Raw genomic sequence first — 19621 nt, forward strand, 5'->3', positions numbered from 1 at the left:
GCGGGGTTTTTGTGCTGGCAAATCGTGCCTGTGGAACCGAACGGGCTCTCCCGAATTGACTTGCGGTCGCGTTCGGGAGGGAAAGCATGCAAGACCAGCATTTCGATGAGCCGGTTCGCGTCGCGCTCGGCAGGTCCAGAAACACGATCTACAAGGTCGAGCGTGTCGCCCAGGCCGCCGACATCCTCATCAACCGCTGGCCGGTGAAGACGGGCCGCTATCACGTCGCGGCCCGCAAAGCTTGCCTTGGCGCACTCGAAGGCCTGAAAGAGGCCCGCTATGCCCGCGCCGCCTTCGTCAATGCGGCGATCGAGGCCGATATACTGGTTGAGCGCGATGCCTAGAGCGGCCCGTTGCTTTTCATCGCCGTTTTGTTTGCCGTAACGTAGACTTGGCAGTCCGGTCCGGAGCCTTCCATGTGCAACGATTATGAACAGCATATTCTCTGGGCTGAATATTGCCGGATGCTGGAGTCGTTGGCCCTCGAGATCCCCACCCACCAAACCGAACTCGACCTGCCGCAGGCGGACGACATCCACATCAATGATCCGGCCCCGATCATGCGCGCCGCCGGCGACACCGGCGTTGTTGAACTGGTTTCGATGACGTTCGGATTTCCACCGGCCGGACCGAAAGGCGGACCGGTGTTTAACTTCCGCTCCGAAGGTCGGCAATTCGGGGGCAGCAAACGCTGTCTCGTGCCGGCATCCGGCTTCTTCGAATTCACCGGCACCAAATATCCGAAGGCCAAGCATCGCTTCACCCTCAACGGCTCTCCGTTCATGGCCATCGCAGGGCTCTGGCGTGAAGCCGTCGGCAACAAGCCGCCAACCTTCACCATGCTGACGACCGAGCCTGGACTGGATATCGCGCCCTATCACAATCGGCAAGTCGTGGTCCTTCAGCCCGAGAACTGGTCCGCCTGGCTCGATTTGACGAAGCCGGAAGCCGAACTGCTGCAGCCGCTTCCGGCCGGCTCGCTGGGCGTGGAGACTGTGCGCGCCGACAGGTCATAGTTCGGTTGCGGAGGCGCACCGGCATATTCAGCGTCCCGAGATCCGTCTGGAGCCGCCGGTAAGAGGTCAGTCACCTGATTTCTTCAGAGTGGACCCAAGAAAAATGGTGCCCAGAGGCGGAATCCAAGTGAAATGAATTTGACTTTGTTTTCAAACCTTTGGAGTCCATATATCTCCGAAGTTTACAACAAAAATACCAACAAAATAATCTTGTGGGTAAGTTCGATTCCCGAATAGGAGCTGTCGATGCGGCAGCGCGCTATTTAAGTAGCGTGGTGGATTGAGCCAGAGGTCCGCTACCGCCGACCGACTATGGAGCGTATCCGAAATTGAACCTTGATGATTTCGGCATGTACCGGCGGAGAGAGCGGTTTTCGAATCCCGCGTCTGCACTGAAATATCAGGTTTTGATCAGCTTCTTCCTTGACGCTCTCCCGTCTCGTGGCCGCGGCGCTTTCTGCAAGAAGGTAGGTGTTCCCAGACGGAATTGAGGTTATCGAAACCAAACGGCAGAGCGCCGCTTGAACAGCGTCGCCAGATAAATTTTCGCCATGGCGACAGATATCCAAGGTGGCGCACAATCCTGCGAATTGTCATCCCTGTGACAACAATCGCAGCTCCAACCACGCTTGCGACCCCAATTCTAGTCGTGATATTCCAGGGTTCTCCGAACTGTATAAAATCCATGAGGCGAAAAACGGCACCCTGGACCAGGTAAAGCAGCAGTGTGCTCTGACCAAGCTCCTCCGCGACAAAATGAGCTAATCGAGTTGAATGGCTAGCTCTCCAGCATAGGAATATTAATTGCATAGCTACCGCAGACGCCGCTCCCGAGCCGGCGAACATTAGCAACACGTGTTTCGCTGACGCTTCGTCGTATATCAAAACAAGATTGTTGTAGACATACGTATTTTTTCCCCAATTCAGAAAGCATATGAACGCTGCTATCGAAAGCAAGGTAACTAAAACTGACTTGTGGCGCCCGATGATACTTGTCTTCCACTCGACCGAATGGGCGAGTAAGAACCCCAGGCAATAGAAGGGGTAAGTGTATCGTACCAACGGGGCTATTGACCATGTGACCGGCGCGAATGCGACCGCAATTGCAGATGCGCCTATGATCCACGCCGACAAGCGTTTGAAAGTCATAAGTAATTTAACGGCCACGAAGGAAGTGAATGCTGCCCAGATGAACCAGTATGTCCCAATGAATTCCCTCGAAAAATCCAACATTCCGCCAGTTAAATTATTCGCCGGCGAAATTACGGCGGCCTTCGATATCCAAATCAACCCGCACCAAAAAAGCATTGGCAATACTAACTGCACCGCTCGATCGCTGACACCTTGACGAAACGATTTGCGCAGAACAGCTCCCAAAGAAAGATATCCGCTTATCGCCATAAATAGTGGCATGTGAAACATGTAGATCGACATGAAATATGGCGACAGCCAAAAGGCATCAGTGCCGCGATAAATCAGATATTGCAATAGGTGCCCAATTATCACCAAGATAATGAGCACGCCTTTGGCGAAATCGAAGCTTACGTCTCGGAATTTCGTCCCTTCTGGGCGCGAGTCGCGCCCCGTGGCGCCGACCGTTATGTGATTAAGCGTCATTTCGCCAGCCTATCTTTTTCCGTCATTACTTTCCGCTTTGGATCTAGTGGTTCGCGCACGACAGGAGCGCCTGGCAAAGCCTGAGAGCGGTTGCATCGGCCTTCGAAAGGTTTCCCCAGAAAGCTGAAATATTTCCATTGAACGTCGTCTCAACCCGCCGCCTGGTAGATCAACCGGAGTTCAGGGCTGACACCGGACAACTTCGATTGCTTTCCAAGGATCCTGCCATCGGTAGGTCCATAAGCCTTCCTGAAGAATCAGACAGTTTGACATGGTCGGCGATAGGCAGCTCGCATTCCGGGGTGGACCTGGTCCCCGGCCGACGGTTTCATATCCGCTATTCTAGATGCTTGGTAAAATCGATTGTGTTGATGGAACGCATGCGCACCATGGATACATGCGTATCGTGCGCCGGTGACAAGGTGCTTCGAACATCCAAAGCGCTGATGGGTCTCATCGAAACAAATGATTTTATCAATCTGCCTCAATCTCGCATGGAAGCGCCCATGAGCTCAGAGGTGCGGTGGAGGTTGTGTTGGGAAAATGAATTGCATCTGGCAGACCATTTCGAACTCTCCGACATCTTCCGAAGGACCTAGGACCGACTACCTCGACGCAAAGCCATTGGCGGTTGAGACGTTTGACGACGATCCACGTTGCACACCGAGTTTCGATGTGCTGGCGCAAACTCAGTTGCCGGCCGACGTTTTTCTCCATCTTCCGTCGCAGACCCGCCGGAACTCATCTCGTCTCTGTAATCAAAAATCCAATTGGTTTTGGTGAGTGGCACAAGGCGGGTTAGAGACGATTTCGCTTGCCGTCTGGCTGGAAGAAGGGTGCGCGACCACGTCAAAAGGCGTTATCAAGGAAAGGAGATAGAATGGCTGATCAATTCACAACGGGAGTCAATGCCACTATCAAGAACCGCGTCGAATCGGAGCGCGGCGAGGTAACGACTGCGTCCCTCACCGGGGAAATAACGACTGCCACGGACCTGACCCGGCTCGGGGTCGATTCGCTGGGTCTGACTGATGTCTTGTGGGATTTGGAGCAGGCCTACGGCATCCAGATCGGAATGAACTCGACCGACGCCTGGTCGAACCTGAAGAATGTCGGCGACGTGGTGGAACCCTTCTGCGGCTTGCTCGCCAAGGAGGCCTGATATGGACAGGCGAGTCGTTATTACTGGGATGGGCGGGCTTTGCGGGCTAGGCAACAACGCCGCCTCCATCTGGAAAGAGATGCGCGAAGGCCGCTCCGCCATCGGTCCGATAGCCACTCCCGAGCTTCGTGGGCTGAAGGGCACTGTCGGCACCGAGATCAAGGTGCTGCCCGAGCACGACATTGAGCGCAAGCAGCTGGTCACCATGGACCGCTTAGGCTTGCTCGCTGTGCTTGCGGCGCGCGAAGCCATGCAACACGCTGGGCTTTCCTGCGGCGAGGGAAATCCCTATCGCTTCGGTGCGACAGTGGGCGTCTGCGGCTGGGGCTGGGGAACGGTCGAAGAAACCTACCGAGCGCTCCTTTTGGACGGCGCGAAGCGTGCTGGCATCTACTCTGCACCAAAGAGGTTGCAGCGCGCCGCTGCCAGCCAGGTCAGCATTAGCCTCGGCCTGCGCGGGCCAGTGTTTGGCGTCGCTTCCGCATGCGCTTCAGCCAACCATGCGATCGCTTCGGCGGCGGATCAGATTAGGCTGGGGCGCGCCGACGTGATGCTTGCCGGAGGCGCCGAAGCGCCACTCGCATGGTTTATGGTGAAGGCATGGGAAGCGATGCGCGCGCTCGCTCCAGATACTTGCCGGCCCTTTTCTGCCGACCGGAAGGGAGTGGTGCTAGGCGAGGGTGCGGGCATAGCCGTCCTAGAAAGCTATGAACATGCAGCGGCGCGCGGTGCCACGATGCTTGCCGAGATCGCGGGCATCGGCCTTTCCAGCGATGCCTTCCACGTTGTCGCGCCGTCTATCGAGGGGCCGGCGTCGGCGATGCACGCTTGCCTCGCCGACGCGGGGCTGAATGCCGAGGACGTGGACTACCTCAACGCCCATGGCACCGGCACCAAGGCCAATGATCAGACCGAGACGGCGGCAATCAAGCGAGTCTTCGCAGACCATGCCTATTCGATGTCTGTCTCGTCCACCAAATCCATGCACGCGCATTGCCTTGGCGCAGCGAGCGCACTTGAAATGATTGCCTGCGTGATGGCGATCCAGGAGGGGGTCGTGCCGCCGACCGCCAATTATCGCGAGCCAGACCCCGATTGTGATCTCGACGTCACGCCCAACGTCCCGCGAGAGCGCAAGGTGCGCGTGGCACTCAGCAATGCTTTCGCCATGGGCGGCATGAACGCAGTTCTGGCATTCAGGAAGGTTTAGAAGGCATGCGCGGTATTAGGTAGCAGTCACTAGACCAAAAATGGCTGCTTAGCGCATGGCCTTCCGCCAGCCAGCCGCGCGCGCAGCATCTTCCGAACAGAACCAATGGGCGTCGAATTGGCCGGGTTCGATCTCTCGTCATCTTCGCGCTGTGCTCCAATTCCTTTGTCTCCTCAGCGGCCAAGCGCTTAGCCTCCACGCCTCAGACGCTTGGTCATGCGGATCGAGCAAGGGCATCGAACACGTATTGTTTGGCTGCGCGCACGCTTGCTTCAAGAAAGGCGCCGAGAGCAAGAGAGGCGGTGACGGCGCTGGATAGCATACAGCCTGTTCCTCGCATGCCTTTGGCCAGCCGAGGCGCCGCGAACCGAACCGTTGAGCAGTTCGGCTGCACCAGGATATCGACAGACTGTCTGTCCTGCGCGTGGCCTCCCTTGACGAGCACAGCGGTCCGTACGGCAGCCGACAGTTCCTCGCCTTGAAGGCGGGCTCTTTCTTCATCAGGCGCCAAGTCCGAACCGTTCAGTCTCGCCAGTTCGACCAGGTTGGGCGTGACGAGCCGGCAGGCAGGCATCAGGTCGCGGCGCAATGCACCGATGGCATCGTCTTGAAGAAGCACTCGTCCCGAAGTTGAGGCCAATACCGGGTCGAGGACCACTGGCACTCGGCTGTAGTCTGCCAAGACAGCGCCGACCGCCTCGATCGCAGCCTTCGTCCCCAGCATGCCGATCTTGACCGCCGCGACCGTGTTCGCGGCAAAGGCCGCGTGCATCTGCGCGGCGATCAGCTCCGACGGCATCTGCTCGATCCGCTCCACGGCTTCGTGCGTCTGGACGGTAACGGCCGTGACGGCGAGGCAACTGCGCAATCCAAAGGCGGCGACGGTCTCCACGTCGCGGGCTATTCCGGCGCCGCCGCTCGAATCCGAGCCGGCGACGATCAGCACATACGGCGTCATCGCCATTGCGCCGTTGCCGCCAGCCATTCCAGCGCACGTGCCTCGGGATGCGCGTTGCGCGTGATGTCGGTCACGACCGCGGCGCTGTCGGCCCCTTGAGCGAAGACACCGGCAACGCGCTCGACGGTAAGCCCGCCAATGGCGACGAGTGGAAGGTCGCCGACACGTTGCTTCCAAATGGCGATGCGGTCCAGTCCCTGCGGGGTCCATTTCATCGCTTTGAGGACGGTCGGGTAGATTGGGCCAAGCGCGACATAGTCCGGCTCGGCGTGAAGCGCGGTTTCCAGTTCGGCGTCGTCATGGGTGCTCAGGCCGAGCCGCAGGCCCGCCTTGCGGATAGCCTTCACATCGGCTTCGGCGAGGTCTTCCTGGCCGAGATGGACGAAATCGCAACCCTCCTCGATCGCGAGGCGCCAATAATCATTGACGATGAGCTGGCAGCCGTGGCGTTCGCATACCGCTTTTGAAGTGCGGATCTCCCGGCGCAGCGAAGCTTCGTCCCGGTCCTTGACGCGCAGTTGCACCAGTTTAATGCCGAGCGGCACCAGACGTTCGATCCATGCGGCGGAATCGACGATCAGATAGAATGGGTCGATTTTCATGAGAACGCCGCCATGCCGATGATGGGGGTGGAGGGGACGGCCATGTCGCGCGGTTCGATCACACCGGCGCGATATGCCTCATGGCCCGCCTCCACCGCCTTGGCGAAGGCCGTGGCCATGGCGACGGGATTGCCTGCCTTGGCTATTGCCGTGTTGAGCAGCACCGCGTCGTAGCCGAGCTCCATTAGGGCCGCAGCGTGCGAGGGCCGGCCGATGCCGGCATCGACGATCAGCGGAATGCCGGGAAAATGGCCACGCAGGCTTCGCAGCGCATCGGGATTTTGAGGCCCGCGCGCGGAACCTATCGGCGCGCACCAGGGCATCAACAGCGTGCAGCCGGCGTCAAGCAGGCGCTCGGCAACGACAAGGTCGTCGGTCGTATACGGGAAGACATTGAAGCCTTCCGCAGCGAGAATTTTTGCGGCTTCAACCAGCCCAAAGACATCAGGCTGCAGAGTATCGTGGTTGCCCATCAATTCAAGCTTGATCCAGTCGGTGCCGAACACCTCGCGCGCCATCCGTGCTGTCGTGACGGCCTCCTTGACCGAATGGCAGCCGGCGGTGTTGGGCAGGATGCGAACACCTAGCGACTGGACCAGCAACCAGAACTGGCCGCCCGCCTTGCCGCCCGAGCTCTCTCGGCGAAGGGAAACGGTGACGATCTCGGTGCCGGACGCCTGCACCGCCTCGGCCATGACGGCAGGCGAGGGGTAGAGTGCGGTGCCAAGCAGGAGGCGGGACGAGAGTTTCTGTCCGTAGAGTTCGAGCATGGATCAGCCCCCCTTCATCGGTGACAGGATTTCGATGAGGTCGCCGTCGGCCAGTCGGCAGCTATCGCGCTGCTTGGCCGGCACGACGTCGCCGTTCAGTGCGGTGGCGAGCCAGCTACCCTGGAAGTCGAGTTCGATAAGCAACGCGGCGAGCGTCTCGGCCGCGACTTCATGGCGCTGGCCGTTAACGGTGAGCTTCAAGGGCAAACTCCTTTGCTGCACGGTTTCCAAGGATGATGTCGGCTGCTTGGCGTGCCATGGCTGGCGCGAGCAGGAAGCCATGGCGGTAGAGGCCATTGATGCGAATATTCCTCCCGTCCCGCTCGAGGCGAGGCAGATTGTCGGCAAAAGCGGGGCGCACGCCGACGCCCGTTTCGACCAGCTCGGCTTCGCCGAAAGCAGGATGCAACGTGTAGGCGGCGCTGAGCAGCTCCATGGTCGACCGTGCGGTGATTAGGCCCGTGGCATCGGACTCGATCATCGTCGCGCCGACCATGAAGAGGTTTTCAGAGCGCGGCACGACATAGATCGGGATGCGCGGATGAAGCAGTCGCACCGGCCGGGCGAGCGAAATCTCATCTGTTCTCAGGATGAGCATCTCGCCCCGCACGCCGCGCAACGCGATGCGCCTGTCGGCCATGCCGGTGCAGTCCACCTCGACATCCGCGGGTCCGGATCCCGCGCAACCGCCGAACTCGAGGTGCGCGCCCATGCCGAGCAGCTTATCGCGAAGGGCAAGCAACGCCTTGCGCGGGTCGAGATGCGCTTCCTGGGCGAAGTACAGCCCGCGCCCGAACCGGCCTCCGAGCACTGGCTCGAGTGCTGCGATTCCGCTAGCGTCGAGCTGTTTGAAGCCGGACGTGCGGCGGCCGAACCGGTCCAGTTCGCCGGTATCGCGGGCCGGCGCCAAGACCAGCGTGCCGTTGCGGGAGACATGGCCGGGTAATGCCGCATCCCACCAATCGGCCGCGCTGCGCCCAAGCGTGAGAACCATCTCTTCGGCGCTCTCTCGCTCGCACCATGGCGCGAGCATGCCGCCGGCTTGCCATGAGGCATTGCCGGCGATCTTCTCACGTTTCTCGCTGATGATCACATCAGCGCGGCGCGTTGCCAGCTCGTGCGCGAGCGTCAACCCGGCAACGCCCGCGCCGTGAATCAGTACCTTCATGGCGTGTCCATGCGCTCTGCGGTGCCATCGACAGGCATGTAGAGATCGCCCCCGTCCCGATACTTCGCCGCCATGGCCGCGAGCCCTTCCTTCTGCGCTTCAGCGCGGATGTCGTGCGAGATCCGCATCGAGCAGAACTTGGGTCCGCACATGGAGCAGAAATGCGCCACCTTGTGCGCCTCCTTCGGAAGCGTTTCGTCATGGAAGGCGCGTGCCGTCTCAGGATCGAGCGAGAGGTTGAACTGGTCCTCCCACCTGAACTCGAAGCGCGCCCGCGACAGCGCGTCGTCCCTGACCTTGGCCGCCGGATGGCCCTTGGCGAGGTCCGCGGCATGAGCGGCTATTCGGTAGGTGATGACGCCGGTCTTGACGTCGTCGCGGTCCGGCAGGCCGAGATGCTCCTTCGGCGTGACATAGCAAAGCATCGCCGTCCCGAACCAGCCGATCATCGCCGCACCAATGCCGCTTGTGATGTGGTCATATCCCGGCGCGATGTCGGTGGTGAGCGGCCCCAACGTGTAGAATGGCGCTTCGCCACAGACCGCCAGCTGCTTGTCCATGTTCTCCTTGATCTTATGCATCGGCACATGGCCTGGACCCTCGATCATCACCTGGCAGTCCTTGGCCCAGGCGATCTTCGTCAACTCACCAAGCGTTTCCAGTTCGGCAAATTGCGCCGCGTCGTTGGCATCTGCGATCGAGCCTGGACGAAGGCCATCGCCGAGCGAGAAGGCAACGTCATAGGCTCTGGAGATGTCGCAGATCTCGTCGAAATGCTCGTAGAGAAAGCTCTCCTTGTGGTGGTGCAGGCACCATTTGGCCATGATCGAGCCGCCACGGGAGACGATGCCGGTGACGCGGTCGACGGTCAGCGGGATGTAGTGAAGGCGCACGCCGGCATGGATGGTAAAGTAGTCGACGCCCTGTTCGGCCTGCTCGATCAGCGTGTCGCGATAGACCTCCCAGGTCAGGTCTTCGGCGATGCCGCCGACCTTCTCCAGCGCCTGATAGAGCGGCACCGTGCCGATCGGCACCGGTGAGTTGCGCACGATCCATTCGCGGATATTGTGGATGTTGCGGCCTGTCGACAGGTCCATCACCGTGTCGGCGCCCCAGCGGATCGCCCACACCATCTTTTCGACCTCCTCGGCCATCGAGGAAGTGACGGCGGAATTGCCGATATTGGCGTTGATCTTCACCAGGAAATTGCGGCCGATGATCATCGGCTCGCTTTCGGGATGGTTGATGTTGGCAGGGATGATGGCGCGGCCTCGCGCCACCTCGTCGCGCACGAATTCCGGCGTCACGAAATCCGGAATCACGGCGCCGAAGCTTTCACCGTCGCGTTGAAGCTTCGAACGCAACTGCTCTCGGCCAAGATTTTCGCGGATGGCGACGAATTCCATTTCCGGCGTGATGATGCCGGCGCGCGCATAGGCGAGCTGGGTCACGGCGCGGCCGGCGGCGCGCAATGGCCGGTTGCGTACCGGGAATTCTGGCGTCAGGCGATCGGCGGAGACAAAGCCATTGTCTTCTGGCTTGATCGTGCGGCCCTCGTGGCGCTCCACATCGCCGCGTGCCTCTATCCATGTCTCGCGCAGCCGCGGCAGGCCGCGCTCGATATCGGTTTTCACCGTTGCGTCGGTGTAGGGACCCGACGAATCGTAAACCGTGACCGGCGGCTCGCCGGCGCTCGGGTGCACCGAGATCTCGCGCATCGGCACCCGAAGGGCCGGGTGAAGCTGCCCGGGCTTGTGGACCTTTTTCGAAGCGGGAAGTTCGCCGACTGTGACAGTCGGAGTATGGGCATTCATGGGTGAGCCTCCTCGCTCGAGCGCAACGGAGATCCAGTCCACGCGATGAGGACGACGTGACTTCGCTTGGAAAATGGGCATTGCCCGAATGCCGGAGCCGGATTGCCGACCCGCGAAGCCTCGCACCGTCCCTACGCCAGTATGAACTGGATCAGGTTCAACGGGTCACTGCGCACTCTAGCAGTATCTCAGCCCCTTGCCGGGACTCCCCTGGTGAGACGCGCAGGTTGGACGATCCGAAGCCGACCTGTCAACTCCCAGAGCGAGATGCGCATCTTACTAATACGACCAAATCCTCGGTCGAAGTGGCCGCCGCGAAGGCGTCGATCGGCCGGGTGACAGCCTACCGCACCGGGCACGGTCTCCGACTTCCCTCGCTGAGGAAGCCGCCCAGTAGCGCCGTCCGCGATGCACTCGAGCCCTGTATTTAATGCCGAGGTCGCTCCCGAGATCCGGGCGGTCACGGTTTAGAGATGCTGCGGCGGCGCCTGCGAGGCGAAGTTGCACCAGCGGAATTCGGAATCGAAATCGATGTCGACCGGCAGCCGCGAGCCGCTCGACCAGTATCTGCCGATCACACTGCCAGATAGCAGAAGGAAATAGTCAAGTGGGTTGGCGCTGCGCAGGCGATGGCGAGTATCACGTTGCGCCTCCTGGCCTAGATGACAGGTGGCCACTCGCCGCAAACGCGCTAGTCAAATGGCAGGGTCCGGCGCTGGCGCTAGGCGAGATGCCTCCTCCAACAAAGTCTTCCGCATCCAGATGCTTGCTGGGTCGCCATTGTGAAGCGCAGGCCACTGCATCGTCAGAGTCAACGGGGGCAACGAGAACGGAAGTCTGACGACCCGCAGCGGTAGCGTTTTTGCGAAATGCTCAACCAGCCTCAACGGCATGGTCCCCAGGCGACTGGTGCCCGGTAGCATAGGAGCGATCATGCTGAACCCCTGCACGACCACCTCGGCACGCCTCTTGAGGCCATGCTCAATCAAAAACCACTCGTCAACGGATGCTCTGAGCGAGCGTCCGAATTTGGCCACGACGTGGCCCATTGACATGTATTTCTCGAATGTGAGCTTCCTAGTCAGTTCCTTGTTTGTCCAACAGCTGACACAGACGAATGAATCGTCGAAAAGCTTCGCTTTGGGATGTGCGTCTGACATGTACAAGTCCGGAAGGACCAGAAAATCGGCTTCACCGCGCCGGAAAAGTTCTTCCGGGTTGTCAGTCAGAGGCAGGAACTCGAAGCTGACGAAAGGGGCTTCTTGCGCAACACGCTCAACCACTTTCTGGAAGAAAATGATCGTCGTGTAATCAGAAACTATAATCCTGAACCGGCGGTCGGATTTCTTGGGATCAAATTCTTCCCAAGAAATAATCGAGAGCTGAATATGTAGCAGCGCCTCGCGAACCGGGGAGGAGAGCGCCTCGGCTCGCGGTGTCGGGATGAGTTCGCGGCCTCTCATTGTAAACAGCTCATCGCCAAAATAGCCGCGCAACCGGGCAACAGCCGCGCTCATGGCTGGTTGGCTAAGGTTGATGCTGCGAGCCGCCGCCGTGAGGTTGCGTTCAGCCATCAGCGCATCGAGCGCGACGAGGAGGTTCAGATCTAGTCCCTTAAACCGCATTTCTCTTTCCAATCTGGCTTATGGATGCATTATATCCAAACAATAGGTTTTGCAAATGTCACAAGACGCTCTGCATTTGAAAAGTGCCTTAGCTGTGAATCAAATCGGAGCGGCAAAAGGAAGCAGGCGGCAGCCCGGGCGGTATGGGCTCGACCACGATCGGGGCGTCGGGAAACGGCAATGGAAGGAGATGATTGCAGGCGCCGATCTTGGGTTGGAGCAGTCGAGCATTAACCTCGCAAAATCCTTTTGTAGAGACCTGGGGACCGATAAGAGCCTTCAATGCAAACCGGTCGAATCCGGGCGGCGCGACACCTGAACTGCGTAGCGATCGGTTTGGCTCGCGGCTCATATGGGCCTGCGATCGTGTCTCAGGAAGTCTTTGATCGCCTTCGTCAATGGGCTCCGTTCTCCTCGTTGGCGCAGCGCCTGCCGAACCAGGGTTCTCTTCGGGGTCGATCGCGAGGATCGAAGCATGTCTGCGTTGGAACGGTTGGGTCGAAGTGGTGTTCGCGCTTGCGTAGGACCGCCTGCGTGGGAGCGATCTCATCCGCGCTCGCGGCTGCGGCTAGACGAAGACTAGATCGCCCTAGCGTCACGTGGCGTTGGCATGCAAACGGCCGACATGTTGGCGCACGAGATACTGCTTCGCGATTTGAACGACCGTCGAGCCGTTGCCCCGAGCTGGACTTACCGGGTCGCCCGACGAGAGCGGGGCCGCCGACGCGAGCGCGGACTATCGACTGCGGACAATACCTGGCTCCGCAGGGTCATGGTTCAGCCGGCCTGGCGGGTTCTTGTCTTCCCAGAAATAGGCCGCGTTGGTCAGATGGTATCGGGAGCGCACCGCCGACGGACGAATCCGCACGTGAATGGCGATTGTCGCCGCGCCGCACTCGGGACGTGTTCCCGCGCCGGCCGGCTTGGGGCACTACTGGCTCGGCGAGGTGCTTCTGCTCGTCACCGAAATCGCTACGCAACCTGATGAACGATGCCACATGGCCGGCAGACTGAACTGTTCGCCACCGTGAAGTCCCGCGACCAGCAGAAGCATCGCGCGCGAACGAGTAGATTTGATCGAGAACATTGAAACGGACGGAGCCTATACCCGAAATGAATGTTTGCTATCCAAACAATGGATTTTACCAATCCGGGGGGATGCTGCATTAGAAACCCGAAATGAAAGGTGGGGCTCGGGAACGACGGCAACTTTTGAGAGAACCCCATCAACGCAAAAGTCCCCTCGTACGAGGTTCTCTCGGTCCAATTGCCTGGCATCGCGATAGCCGACGATAGCGCCTGATGCCCGCCAAGTCACGCCGCGTCGATCGCGGATGGGCACCCTCGAAAAGCATCAGAAAAGGAGTCTTTGTATGCGTTCAAGTGCGGTGGAAGCTGTGCTGGGAAAACGAGTTGCAACTGCAAATGTCGAACTCGCCGAGTTCTTTCGAAGGACCGACGGACGTACTGGGACCTCTAACATCAAGCCCTCGAAGGCAGCCGGAACTGGACCGGAGCGAGACCTGGGTTCGTTGCGATCGCGTATGACTCAAGTGTTCCGGGATATATGTCCTTGCGGCGCCGTTTGCACGACGAGTGCCCTACCAGCGAAATGAACCCGGGCAGTGATACCGGCTCGCGAAGTCACTCCCGCATTGCACGACCCCTATTTTGTAATGCGCTCGCTTCTCGGACAACACAACGAACCAAAATCTCATGGACCGTCTTGGCGCAGTCAGCACTGTCAGCGTCTCGTGTTATGCGCTGCTTTGGACCGCAGGTAAAAGAATGCAAGCCGCCTATGCGTGCGGGCAAGCGTTTTTCGGTCTCGGGCGGCGTAGCCAGTTCCGGTTTTTGGCCGGGCGTGGAGGGCATGATTGTCGCGAGACGCGGTGCAGAATCGTATCCGCCATCTTGCACGGCATTGTTCAGCCCTGGCGACTTCTGACGAGTGTTGGTTGCGTTATCGAGGTAGATGAATCTTGGGTCTGGATAATAGTCGTCGATTGTTAGATCGGGAATTGGCCGCAGACGATCCGTGGTTGCTCGATGCCAGTCCGTTCGAGCGGGAGCGTCACACGCAAATGCTCCGGCTGTCGCTTTCCCAGGGATCCATCACAAATGCACTTGAAGTCGGGTGTGCTGCAGGTGCATTCACCGAACGGCTAGCGCCCCATTGCCAATGGCTCTCGGTAATCGATCTCGTGCCGCGCGCGATTGATCGAACGCGCCGTCGGATGAAGGAGCTTACCCACATCACCTGGTTAGTCTCCGATGTTCGACAGTTCTCGACTGAGGAACCGTTCGATCTGATCGTCGTGGCGGAGGTCCTGTACTACCTCAATGGCATAGCCGAGATGCGCGCTGCCATCCGCAACCTTGTGCGGATGCTTGCCCCAGGGGGGCACCTGGTATTCGGATCGGCGCGTGATGCCACTTGTCGGCGCTGGGGTCACGCCGCTGGTGCCGAGACTGTCATGGCTATGCTCAACGAGATGTTGATCGCTGTCGATCATATGCACTGCCAAGGCGACGCCCCCGACCAAGACTGCTTGCTAGCCCGTTTTCGGAGTCAGGAGAAGCGGGACAATAACCGACGGTATCAAGCCATCGATGATCTGGAGTCCGTTGCCTCCGCCTTGGCGGAGCACGGCCTGGATGCGCGGGACGTTGATCAGTTCGTTATCGACGGCTGGGACGGGCATGTGGAGTCGCAGTTCCACGTCCTTAGCGGGGCGGCTCCGATCACTCTCAGAGGGGCCCCCTACGTCGAACGTCATGCCGATGGCCTCCTCACTTCGATCGATGGCCGGCTTTTCTCTTATAGAAGCTACCCGCATGTTACCGGCCATGTGACCTCGGCATACTGCACCAGCCCATTCACCAAAACCGGAGAGCCCGCATTCTGCTTGGTCTGGGACGGGTGCATCTTTCCACGCCTCTATTATTTAGAACGCCACGGCGCCCGGCTCCTGGATTGCCTGTTCCCAGTGATAGGCCATGTTTATGCAGCAGCGGGCCATCACTTCGGGCCCTATAAGCGGTCGGGTCCCAGTGACTGGGACCTCGGTGTTGCCGGCAAGCTGATGGCTTACATCGCACTCGGGGCGGTCGCCGAAGACATCGTGGCGGTGTTTCAGGAACTTTATCAGGAGAGATTTGCGGGCGACACAGAGCTGGCCAGCCGTTACCGCGCGGATATCAACGCCGCTGAGCCCTCGCTTGCGTCCGTGAATGACTTCTTCGAAGCCAGTGCCCTCCGATTGAGGGATCAGGCCTCCGAAGATGTGCTCGCATCCTTTCACCTTCTTCTCGAGCGTCTTCTTGTCAGCGAAATGGTGACCGCTATGGAGCGGCACGCACATTTTTCGGGGGCGCGAAACTTGTGTATCGCCGGCGGCTGCGGTCTCCATATTAAATGGAACAGTGCCTCACGTCAGACGGTGCTCTTCGATGCGGTCTGGGTGCCCCCATTTCCGAATGACACCGGCTCGGCAATCGATGCCGCTTGCAGCGCAATGGTTGCGCAAGATGGCTTCGTACCTCTGGAATGTTCGGTCTACAGCGGGCCGGCTCTGCTAGATAGCCAACTTCCTTCTGGATGGAATTCCGCACCTTGCGGTATGCGAGAACTCGCTTCCATTCTCGCCAGCAACAAACCCGTCATTTTCCTTACTGGGCGAGCCGATCTCGGACCACGCGCACTTGGTGGCAGAAGCATTCTCGCGGCTGCGACCTCGCCGGAGATGACGGACCATCTAAGCAACGTCAAGCTTCGCGAACACTTCCGCCCCGTGGCACCGATCTGCCTTGAGGATCGCGCGCCTGAAATATTCAGCCCAGGAACGCCGGATCCTTACATGTTGTTCGACCACCAGACACGGGAGGAATGGCGGACAAAGTGCCCGCTGTCGCGCATCTCGAAGGGTATGCGCGATTGCAGGCTATTTCCAGAACCTCTGAACACAAAGTGGCCGAGCTACTCATCGCGGCAACCAGCGAAAATGCAGCATAGGTACTTGGAAATGGTCTTGAGCCAGGTCAATGAGGTCCCTTGTTATGATGAATGGAGAGTGAGATGCTGTGTCTAGGATTGAGTGGCGGACTTGAGAGAGTCCACGAAAGCCGACTCGAACTTTCGAATACATTTATGCATGACGGCGCTGCGGTTCTAGTCCGGGACGGAGAGGTAATAGCAGCTGTAGAAGAAGAACGCCTCAATCGGATTAAACACTCCAACAAATTGCCCAGCAATTCGATTCAATACTGTCTCTCAGTCGCTGGCGTTCAGCTCAGCGAAATCGATCGAATCGGGTACTACTCTACCGAGGCCTATTGCAATTCTGTGCTCGAACACCTGGTCGTTTCCCAGCCGGACATCTCCATGCCGTTGGATGCTACACTGTTGCTGCAGAGGTTATTGGCGCAGGAGTTCGATTTCGAGGTCGATGCTTCGCGTATCTCATTCGTGAATCACCATCAGGCGCACGCTGTGAGCGCTTTTGCAATGTCCGGCTTCGAACAAAGCCTGATCCTTTCGATTGATGGCGGTGGTGATTTTCTCTCCGGGCTCTTGGCTCTGGGGGACGGAACCGACGTTACGCAAATCGAGACATTCCCGGACAATAACTCGCTCGGGCTATTTTATCTCGAGACGATCCGGTATCTCGGCTATGGCTTATTCGACGAATACAAGGTCATGGGGCTCGCCCCCTACGGGGATCCCGTTCCCTATCGCAAACTCTTCGAGCAGTTCTACGAGCTCTCCGCCAACGGGGGTTACCGTGTCCACCTCGACCGTATCGGGCCGACGTTGCTCCGCAACATCCAGGTTAGGCGAAAGGGAATGCCGTTTACCCAGCAGCATCGGGATGTAAGTGCATCATTGCAGGAAGCGCTGGAGCGGATCGTTTTTCATATTCTCCGGCATCATCGTGAGACGAGCGGTATGAAGCGGCTGTGCTTGGCCGGAGGGGTAGCGCACAACTGCACCGTGAACGGTAAACTGCTGTATTCAGGGCTCTTCGAAGACATCTTCGTTCAACCAGCATCGCATGACGCTGGCTGCGCATTGGGCGCCGCATTAATGATATCTAACGAAGTCGGCCACCCTGCGCCACGTAAGCGATTACAGGAAGTGTATTGGGGCCCCGATCTCGGGGGCGACCGCGCGGTGGAGCAGGAACTTAGTGCATGGGTCGGTCACCTCGATATTGAACGTACTGATGACGTGGCAAACAGTGCAGCGGACTGGATGGTCAATGGCGCCGTGATCGGATGGGTGCAGGGTCGCTCGGAGTTCGGCCCACGTGCGCTCGGTAACCGCAGCATCCTTGCTGACCCGCGACCGGCCGCGAATAAGGACCGGATCAACGCAATGGTCAAGAAGCGGGAAGGCTATCGACCCTTCGCGCCATCGGTGCTCGAGGAGAATGCGCGCGAATTTTTCGACCTGCCGGATGGTACAAGCGAATTTCCGTTTATGAATTTCGTCGTTCGGGTGCGTGACTCAAAACGTGACTTGCTCGGTGCCATCACGCACGTCGACGGTACAGCTCGGCTGCAGACAGTGTCGCGCAACACCAATCCGGCCTACTGGGATGTTATTAATGCATTCAAAAAGCGGACCGACGTCCCAATCCTGCTCAACACGTCCTTCAATAACAATGCAGAGCCGATCGTGGACTCGGTTGCAGACGCAATAACCACGTTTCTAACGACAGATCTGGACGGACTTGTGGTCGGGTCGTTCCTCGTCAAAAAGCGGGCTGCAACGCTGCAGGATTGGACTGCGCTCGCGGTTTCATTGCCAGCTTATGTATCGCTGCACCGAACCCGCGCATTCACAGCCCCAGATCGCCAAGAGACGGTCTGCGAAATCCGTGCAAATCATTCCAGCCGTGACGGTGTTCGTATTTCACATGACGTGTTCGATCTGCTGATGCGTATCGAAGGCGAAGCGGTGCTCGCAGATCTTCTCGACATGATTGCGCACGATGTGGTCAGGCATGAAGCACTCCTCCAAGAATTGCGCGAATTATGGGAGAAGCGTCTTGTTCGGCTCCATCCCCCACACGTTGCTCGCGGGGATCAAGTGAGGACGCCTGAAGCGGCTTCTTGAGCGAGGAGGACGGGCGAACCATCCCATGTTTATGACGCCCGCAGCCAACCGGAAGCTGCTCGCCTGAAGGAAGCTGTTGGGATGAGAGGGCGGCAGGGCGTGTAAGCCATGGGCCCTTGCCGTTTAGTTTGCGCAGCAATCTGCTCCTCGCAGATACGACCCCGGAGCTGAATGCGGTCCCTCTTCGCCGGCACTGCCAAATCAAGCCCGCTGCCCCCTTACTCGGCAGCGGGCTTTTTCTTTGTTAAGGATTCGACCAGCCCTGGGTTCGATGCCGTCTCCCGAGATTACTGACGCACTCGTTAGGCGGTATTCGAGCGATATCAGGATCCTCAGGTTGGCTTGCCAACGGAAATAATAGGGTGTGCAGACCTGCCTCCTGAAGTCTGCGGTCCGAAGATCATATGGGCGAAATGCTCTGGTGCCGATGACACGCCGCTGGCGAATTAACCGGCCTGCATTGCGGCTATCTCGGCCGCAATGGTCCGCCCCCTTTCATCTTTATCGGGAGCGACAACAAAGGCGGTCCCCTTTCGCGGTCTGCGGCCACCTCCGCTGCGGCCAACGTTCTTTACTGCCACATTGTGTGGCCTCAGTTGAAGTCTAGGATGAAGCGCCGGCTAGGTGAACGGATAGGCCGCGCGTTCTGGGGGTAGAGGGAGGCAAATCGCGCGATATCTGCAGCATCGACCTCTACCGGTTCTTTTGCCAACATCCATTCGACGTTCTCGGTGCAGGGCGGCGTGGTCAATGATCCCTCATAAGTCCAGTAGTTGAGCGAGGCCGGGAGAAGCCCACTGGGATCGATATCGAGGGCCATTGCCGCACCAGGCTGCGGGGGGAAGGCCGCTGCCAGCCCTGCAAAGCTGGCATTTGTCGCGCCCGGTATCAGAAAAACGCCCAGGGCGCCAAAGCTATCGCTCTTTGTGTCCTTGTGCACGAAATGCGCTTCCATCGGGAAATTCATGCCAGCTAGGCGATGCTCGCTTGGCGCATGAAAATGGAATTGGATCAATTCGAAAGTGCGATTCCCGCGGGTCAGCGTGCTGCCTTGCGGCATATTGATTTGAATGGTGTGGCCGTTATTCACCATCTTGCCGCGGCCTTTGTGCCAATCCACTGTGATACGCGGTATGTCGGCCTTGACGGCGTCGGTGATATCAATGGGTGATTGTTGCGTGCCCGCCGAACAGACGGAATTTTCCCTGTCCATATCAGCCCAGTGCTCGGGCGCCACCTGGCCAGTGTATCCCCAATGGGCCTCATCCGCACGCGCGGCAGCGGCACAGATGAGGCAGGCGCCCTGTGCAACGAACCCTTTGATCAGGTGACGACGATGCATATTGCTTTCCCTTCCTTACGCGAACTGATGCTCTTCCAATTGAAAGAAAGTGCAGTTCGACGACAGACACATTCGATCCAGCGAGGTTGATCAAAGCCCCGACACTGGGCCCCAGCTGCCGAAGCTTCGCCCTCTAGCTTTCGAACGATGGGACGACCCTAACGAGCAGCCGCAATCAGCCTTTCGGCAAATCGTATCAGGCGAGCTTGCCTAGGC

At 59.0% G+C, this 19621-nt stretch carries 13 protein-coding genes, 3 pseudogenes and 1 riboswitch; of the genes and pseudogenes, 7 read left to right on the forward strand and 9 right to left on the reverse strand.

The window, feature by feature from the left end; translation table 11 throughout:
- Window positions 1-86 precede the first annotated feature (86 nt).
- Together AC04SG_RS05375 and AC04SG_RS05380 are read left to right on the forward strand one after the other, a co-directional pair.
- Window positions 87-344 (forward strand): DUF982 domain-containing protein, encoded by a 258-nt coding sequence (locus tag AC04SG_RS05375; protein WP_112561894.1) that lies wholly within the window; start codon window positions 87-89, stop codon window positions 342-344.
- Between the two features lie 72 nt (window positions 345-416).
- On the forward strand, window positions 417-1016 hold the full coding sequence (locus AC04SG_RS05380; protein WP_488550193.1) for an SOS response-associated peptidase: 600 nt from the start codon (window positions 417-419) through the stop codon (window positions 1014-1016).
- A 555-nt stretch (window positions 1017-1571) separates the two neighbouring features.
- Here AC04SG_RS05380 and nolL read toward each other — a convergent pair.
- Window positions 1572-2633, reverse strand: a pseudogene (gene nolL / locus AC04SG_RS05385) (nodulation factor fucose acetyltransferase NolL); the annotation flags it as partial.
- A gap of 506 nt (window positions 2634-3139) precedes the next feature.
- Between nolL and AC04SG_RS05390 the strand changes: the two are divergent.
- The 3 genes and pseudogenes from AC04SG_RS05390 to AC04SG_RS05400 form a co-directional block, all read left to right on the forward strand.
- Window positions 3140-3229: pseudogene (locus AC04SG_RS05390) on the forward strand (acyltransferase); the annotation flags it as partial.
- Between the two features lie 284 nt (window positions 3230-3513).
- Window positions 3514-3795: an acyl carrier protein gene (locus AC04SG_RS05395; RefSeq protein WP_488550194.1), complete on the forward strand. Its 282-nt coding sequence runs from the start codon at window positions 3514-3516 to the stop codon at window positions 3793-3795.
- A 1-nt stretch (window position 3796) separates the two neighbouring features.
- On the forward strand, window positions 3797-5005 hold the full coding sequence (locus AC04SG_RS05400) for a beta-ketoacyl-[acyl-carrier-protein] synthase family protein (protein WP_488550195.1): 1209 nt from the start codon (window positions 3797-3799) through the stop codon (window positions 5003-5005).
- A gap of 214 nt (window positions 5006-5219) precedes the next feature.
- Here AC04SG_RS05400 and AC04SG_RS05405 read toward each other — a convergent pair whose 3' ends face one another.
- The 7 genes from AC04SG_RS05405 to AC04SG_RS05435 form a co-directional block, all read right to left on the reverse strand.
- Window positions 5220-5990 carry a hydroxymethylpyrimidine/phosphomethylpyrimidine kinase gene (locus AC04SG_RS05405; RefSeq protein WP_488550196.1) on the reverse strand — a complete coding sequence of 257 codons (771 nt, stop codon included), beginning with the start codon at window positions 5988-5990 and terminating at the stop codon, window positions 5220-5222.
- Window positions 5960-6565, reverse strand: a complete 606-nt coding sequence (locus AC04SG_RS05410) for a thiamine phosphate synthase (RefSeq protein ID WP_488550197.1) — start codon at window positions 6563-6565, stop codon at window positions 5960-5962. The genes AC04SG_RS05405 and AC04SG_RS05410 overlap by 31 nt, the downstream gene beginning before the upstream one ends.
- Window positions 6562-7335 carry a thiazole synthase gene (locus tag AC04SG_RS05415; RefSeq protein WP_488550198.1) on the reverse strand — a complete coding sequence of 258 codons (774 nt, stop codon included), beginning with the start codon at window positions 7333-7335 and terminating at the stop codon, window positions 6562-6564. Before AC04SG_RS05415 ends, AC04SG_RS05410 begins: the two co-directional genes overlap by 4 nt.
- A gap of 3 nt (window positions 7336-7338) precedes the next feature.
- Window positions 7339-7536: a sulfur carrier protein ThiS gene (thiS, locus tag AC04SG_RS05420; protein ID WP_488550199.1), complete on the reverse strand. Its 198-nt coding sequence runs from the start codon at window positions 7534-7536 to the stop codon at window positions 7339-7341.
- Window positions 7520-8503 (reverse strand): FAD-dependent oxidoreductase, encoded by a 984-nt coding sequence (locus AC04SG_RS05425; protein WP_488550200.1) that lies wholly within the window; start codon window positions 8501-8503, stop codon window positions 7520-7522. Before AC04SG_RS05425 ends, thiS begins: the two co-directional genes overlap by 17 nt.
- Window positions 8500-10317 carry a phosphomethylpyrimidine synthase ThiC gene (thiC, locus tag AC04SG_RS05430; RefSeq protein ID WP_488550201.1) on the reverse strand — a complete coding sequence of 606 codons (1818 nt, stop codon included), beginning with the start codon at window positions 10315-10317 and terminating at the stop codon, window positions 8500-8502. Before thiC ends, AC04SG_RS05425 begins: the two co-directional genes overlap by 4 nt.
- A 110-nt stretch (window positions 10318-10427) precedes the next feature.
- Window positions 10428-10539, reverse strand: a riboswitch (TPP riboswitch).
- A 473-nt stretch (window positions 10540-11012) separates the two neighbouring features.
- Window positions 11013-11942 carry a LysR family transcriptional regulator gene (locus tag AC04SG_RS05435; RefSeq protein WP_488550202.1) on the reverse strand — a complete coding sequence of 310 codons (930 nt, stop codon included), beginning with the start codon at window positions 11940-11942 and terminating at the stop codon, window positions 11013-11015.
- Between the two features lie 2042 nt (window positions 11943-13984).
- Between AC04SG_RS05435 and nodS the strand changes: the two are divergent.
- Both nodS and AC04SG_RS05445 read left to right on the forward strand, forming a co-directional pair.
- Window positions 13985-15930: pseudogene (gene nodS / locus AC04SG_RS05440) on the forward strand (nodulation methyltransferase NodS); the annotation flags it as partial.
- Between the two features lie 90 nt (window positions 15931-16020).
- Window positions 16021-18063 (forward strand): carbamoyltransferase family protein, encoded by a 2043-nt coding sequence (locus AC04SG_RS05445; protein ID WP_488550203.1) that lies wholly within the window; start codon window positions 16021-16023, stop codon window positions 18061-18063.
- A gap of 592 nt (window positions 18064-18655) precedes the next feature.
- Here the strand turns inward: AC04SG_RS05445 and AC04SG_RS05450 are convergent.
- A complete protein-coding gene (locus tag AC04SG_RS05450; protein ID WP_488550204.1) occupies window positions 18656-19405 on the reverse strand; it encodes a carbonic anhydrase in 750 nt (249 codons plus the stop codon).
- Window positions 19406-19621: the final 216 nt, after the last annotated feature.

The sequence above is a fragment of the Mesorhizobium sp. CNPSo 4684 genome, from assembly GCF_057784315.1.

Coding starts and splice junctions, on each gene's coding strand:
- AC04SG_RS05375 (WP_112561894.1), top strand. CDS start 87: ATGCAAGACCAGCATTTCGATGAGCCGGTTCGCGTCGCGCTCGGCAGG.
- AC04SG_RS05380 (WP_488550193.1), top strand. CDS start 417: ATGTGCAACGATTATGAACAGCATATTCTCTGGGCTGAATATTGCCGG.
- AC04SG_RS05395 (WP_488550194.1), top strand. CDS start 3,514: ATGGCTGATCAATTCACAACGGGAGTCAATGCCACTATCAAGAACCGC.
- AC04SG_RS05400 (WP_488550195.1), top strand. CDS start 3,797: ATGGACAGGCGAGTCGTTATTACTGGGATGGGCGGGCTTTGCGGGCTA.
- AC04SG_RS05405 (WP_488550196.1), bottom strand. CDS start 5,990: ATGGCTGGCGGCAACGGCGCAATGGCGATGACGCCGTATGTGCTGATC.
- AC04SG_RS05410 (WP_488550197.1), bottom strand. CDS start 6,565: ATGAAAATCGACCCATTCTATCTGATCGTCGATTCCGCCGCATGGATC.
- AC04SG_RS05415 (WP_488550198.1), bottom strand. CDS start 7,335: ATGCTCGAACTCTACGGACAGAAACTCTCGTCCCGCCTCCTGCTTGGC.
- AC04SG_RS05425 (WP_488550200.1), bottom strand. CDS start 8,503: ATGAAGGTACTGATTCACGGCGCGGGCGTTGCCGGGTTGACGCTCGCG.
- thiC (WP_488550201.1), bottom strand. CDS start 10,317: ATGAATGCCCATACTCCGACTGTCACAGTCGGCGAACTTCCCGCTTCG.
- AC04SG_RS05435 (WP_488550202.1), bottom strand. CDS start 11,942: ATGCGGTTTAAGGGACTAGATCTGAACCTCCTCGTCGCGCTCGATGCG.
- AC04SG_RS05445 (WP_488550203.1), top strand. CDS start 16,021: ATGCTGTGTCTAGGATTGAGTGGCGGACTTGAGAGAGTCCACGAAAGC.
- AC04SG_RS05450 (WP_488550204.1), bottom strand. CDS start 19,405: ATGCATCGTCGTCACCTGATCAAAGGGTTCGTTGCACAGGGCGCCTGC.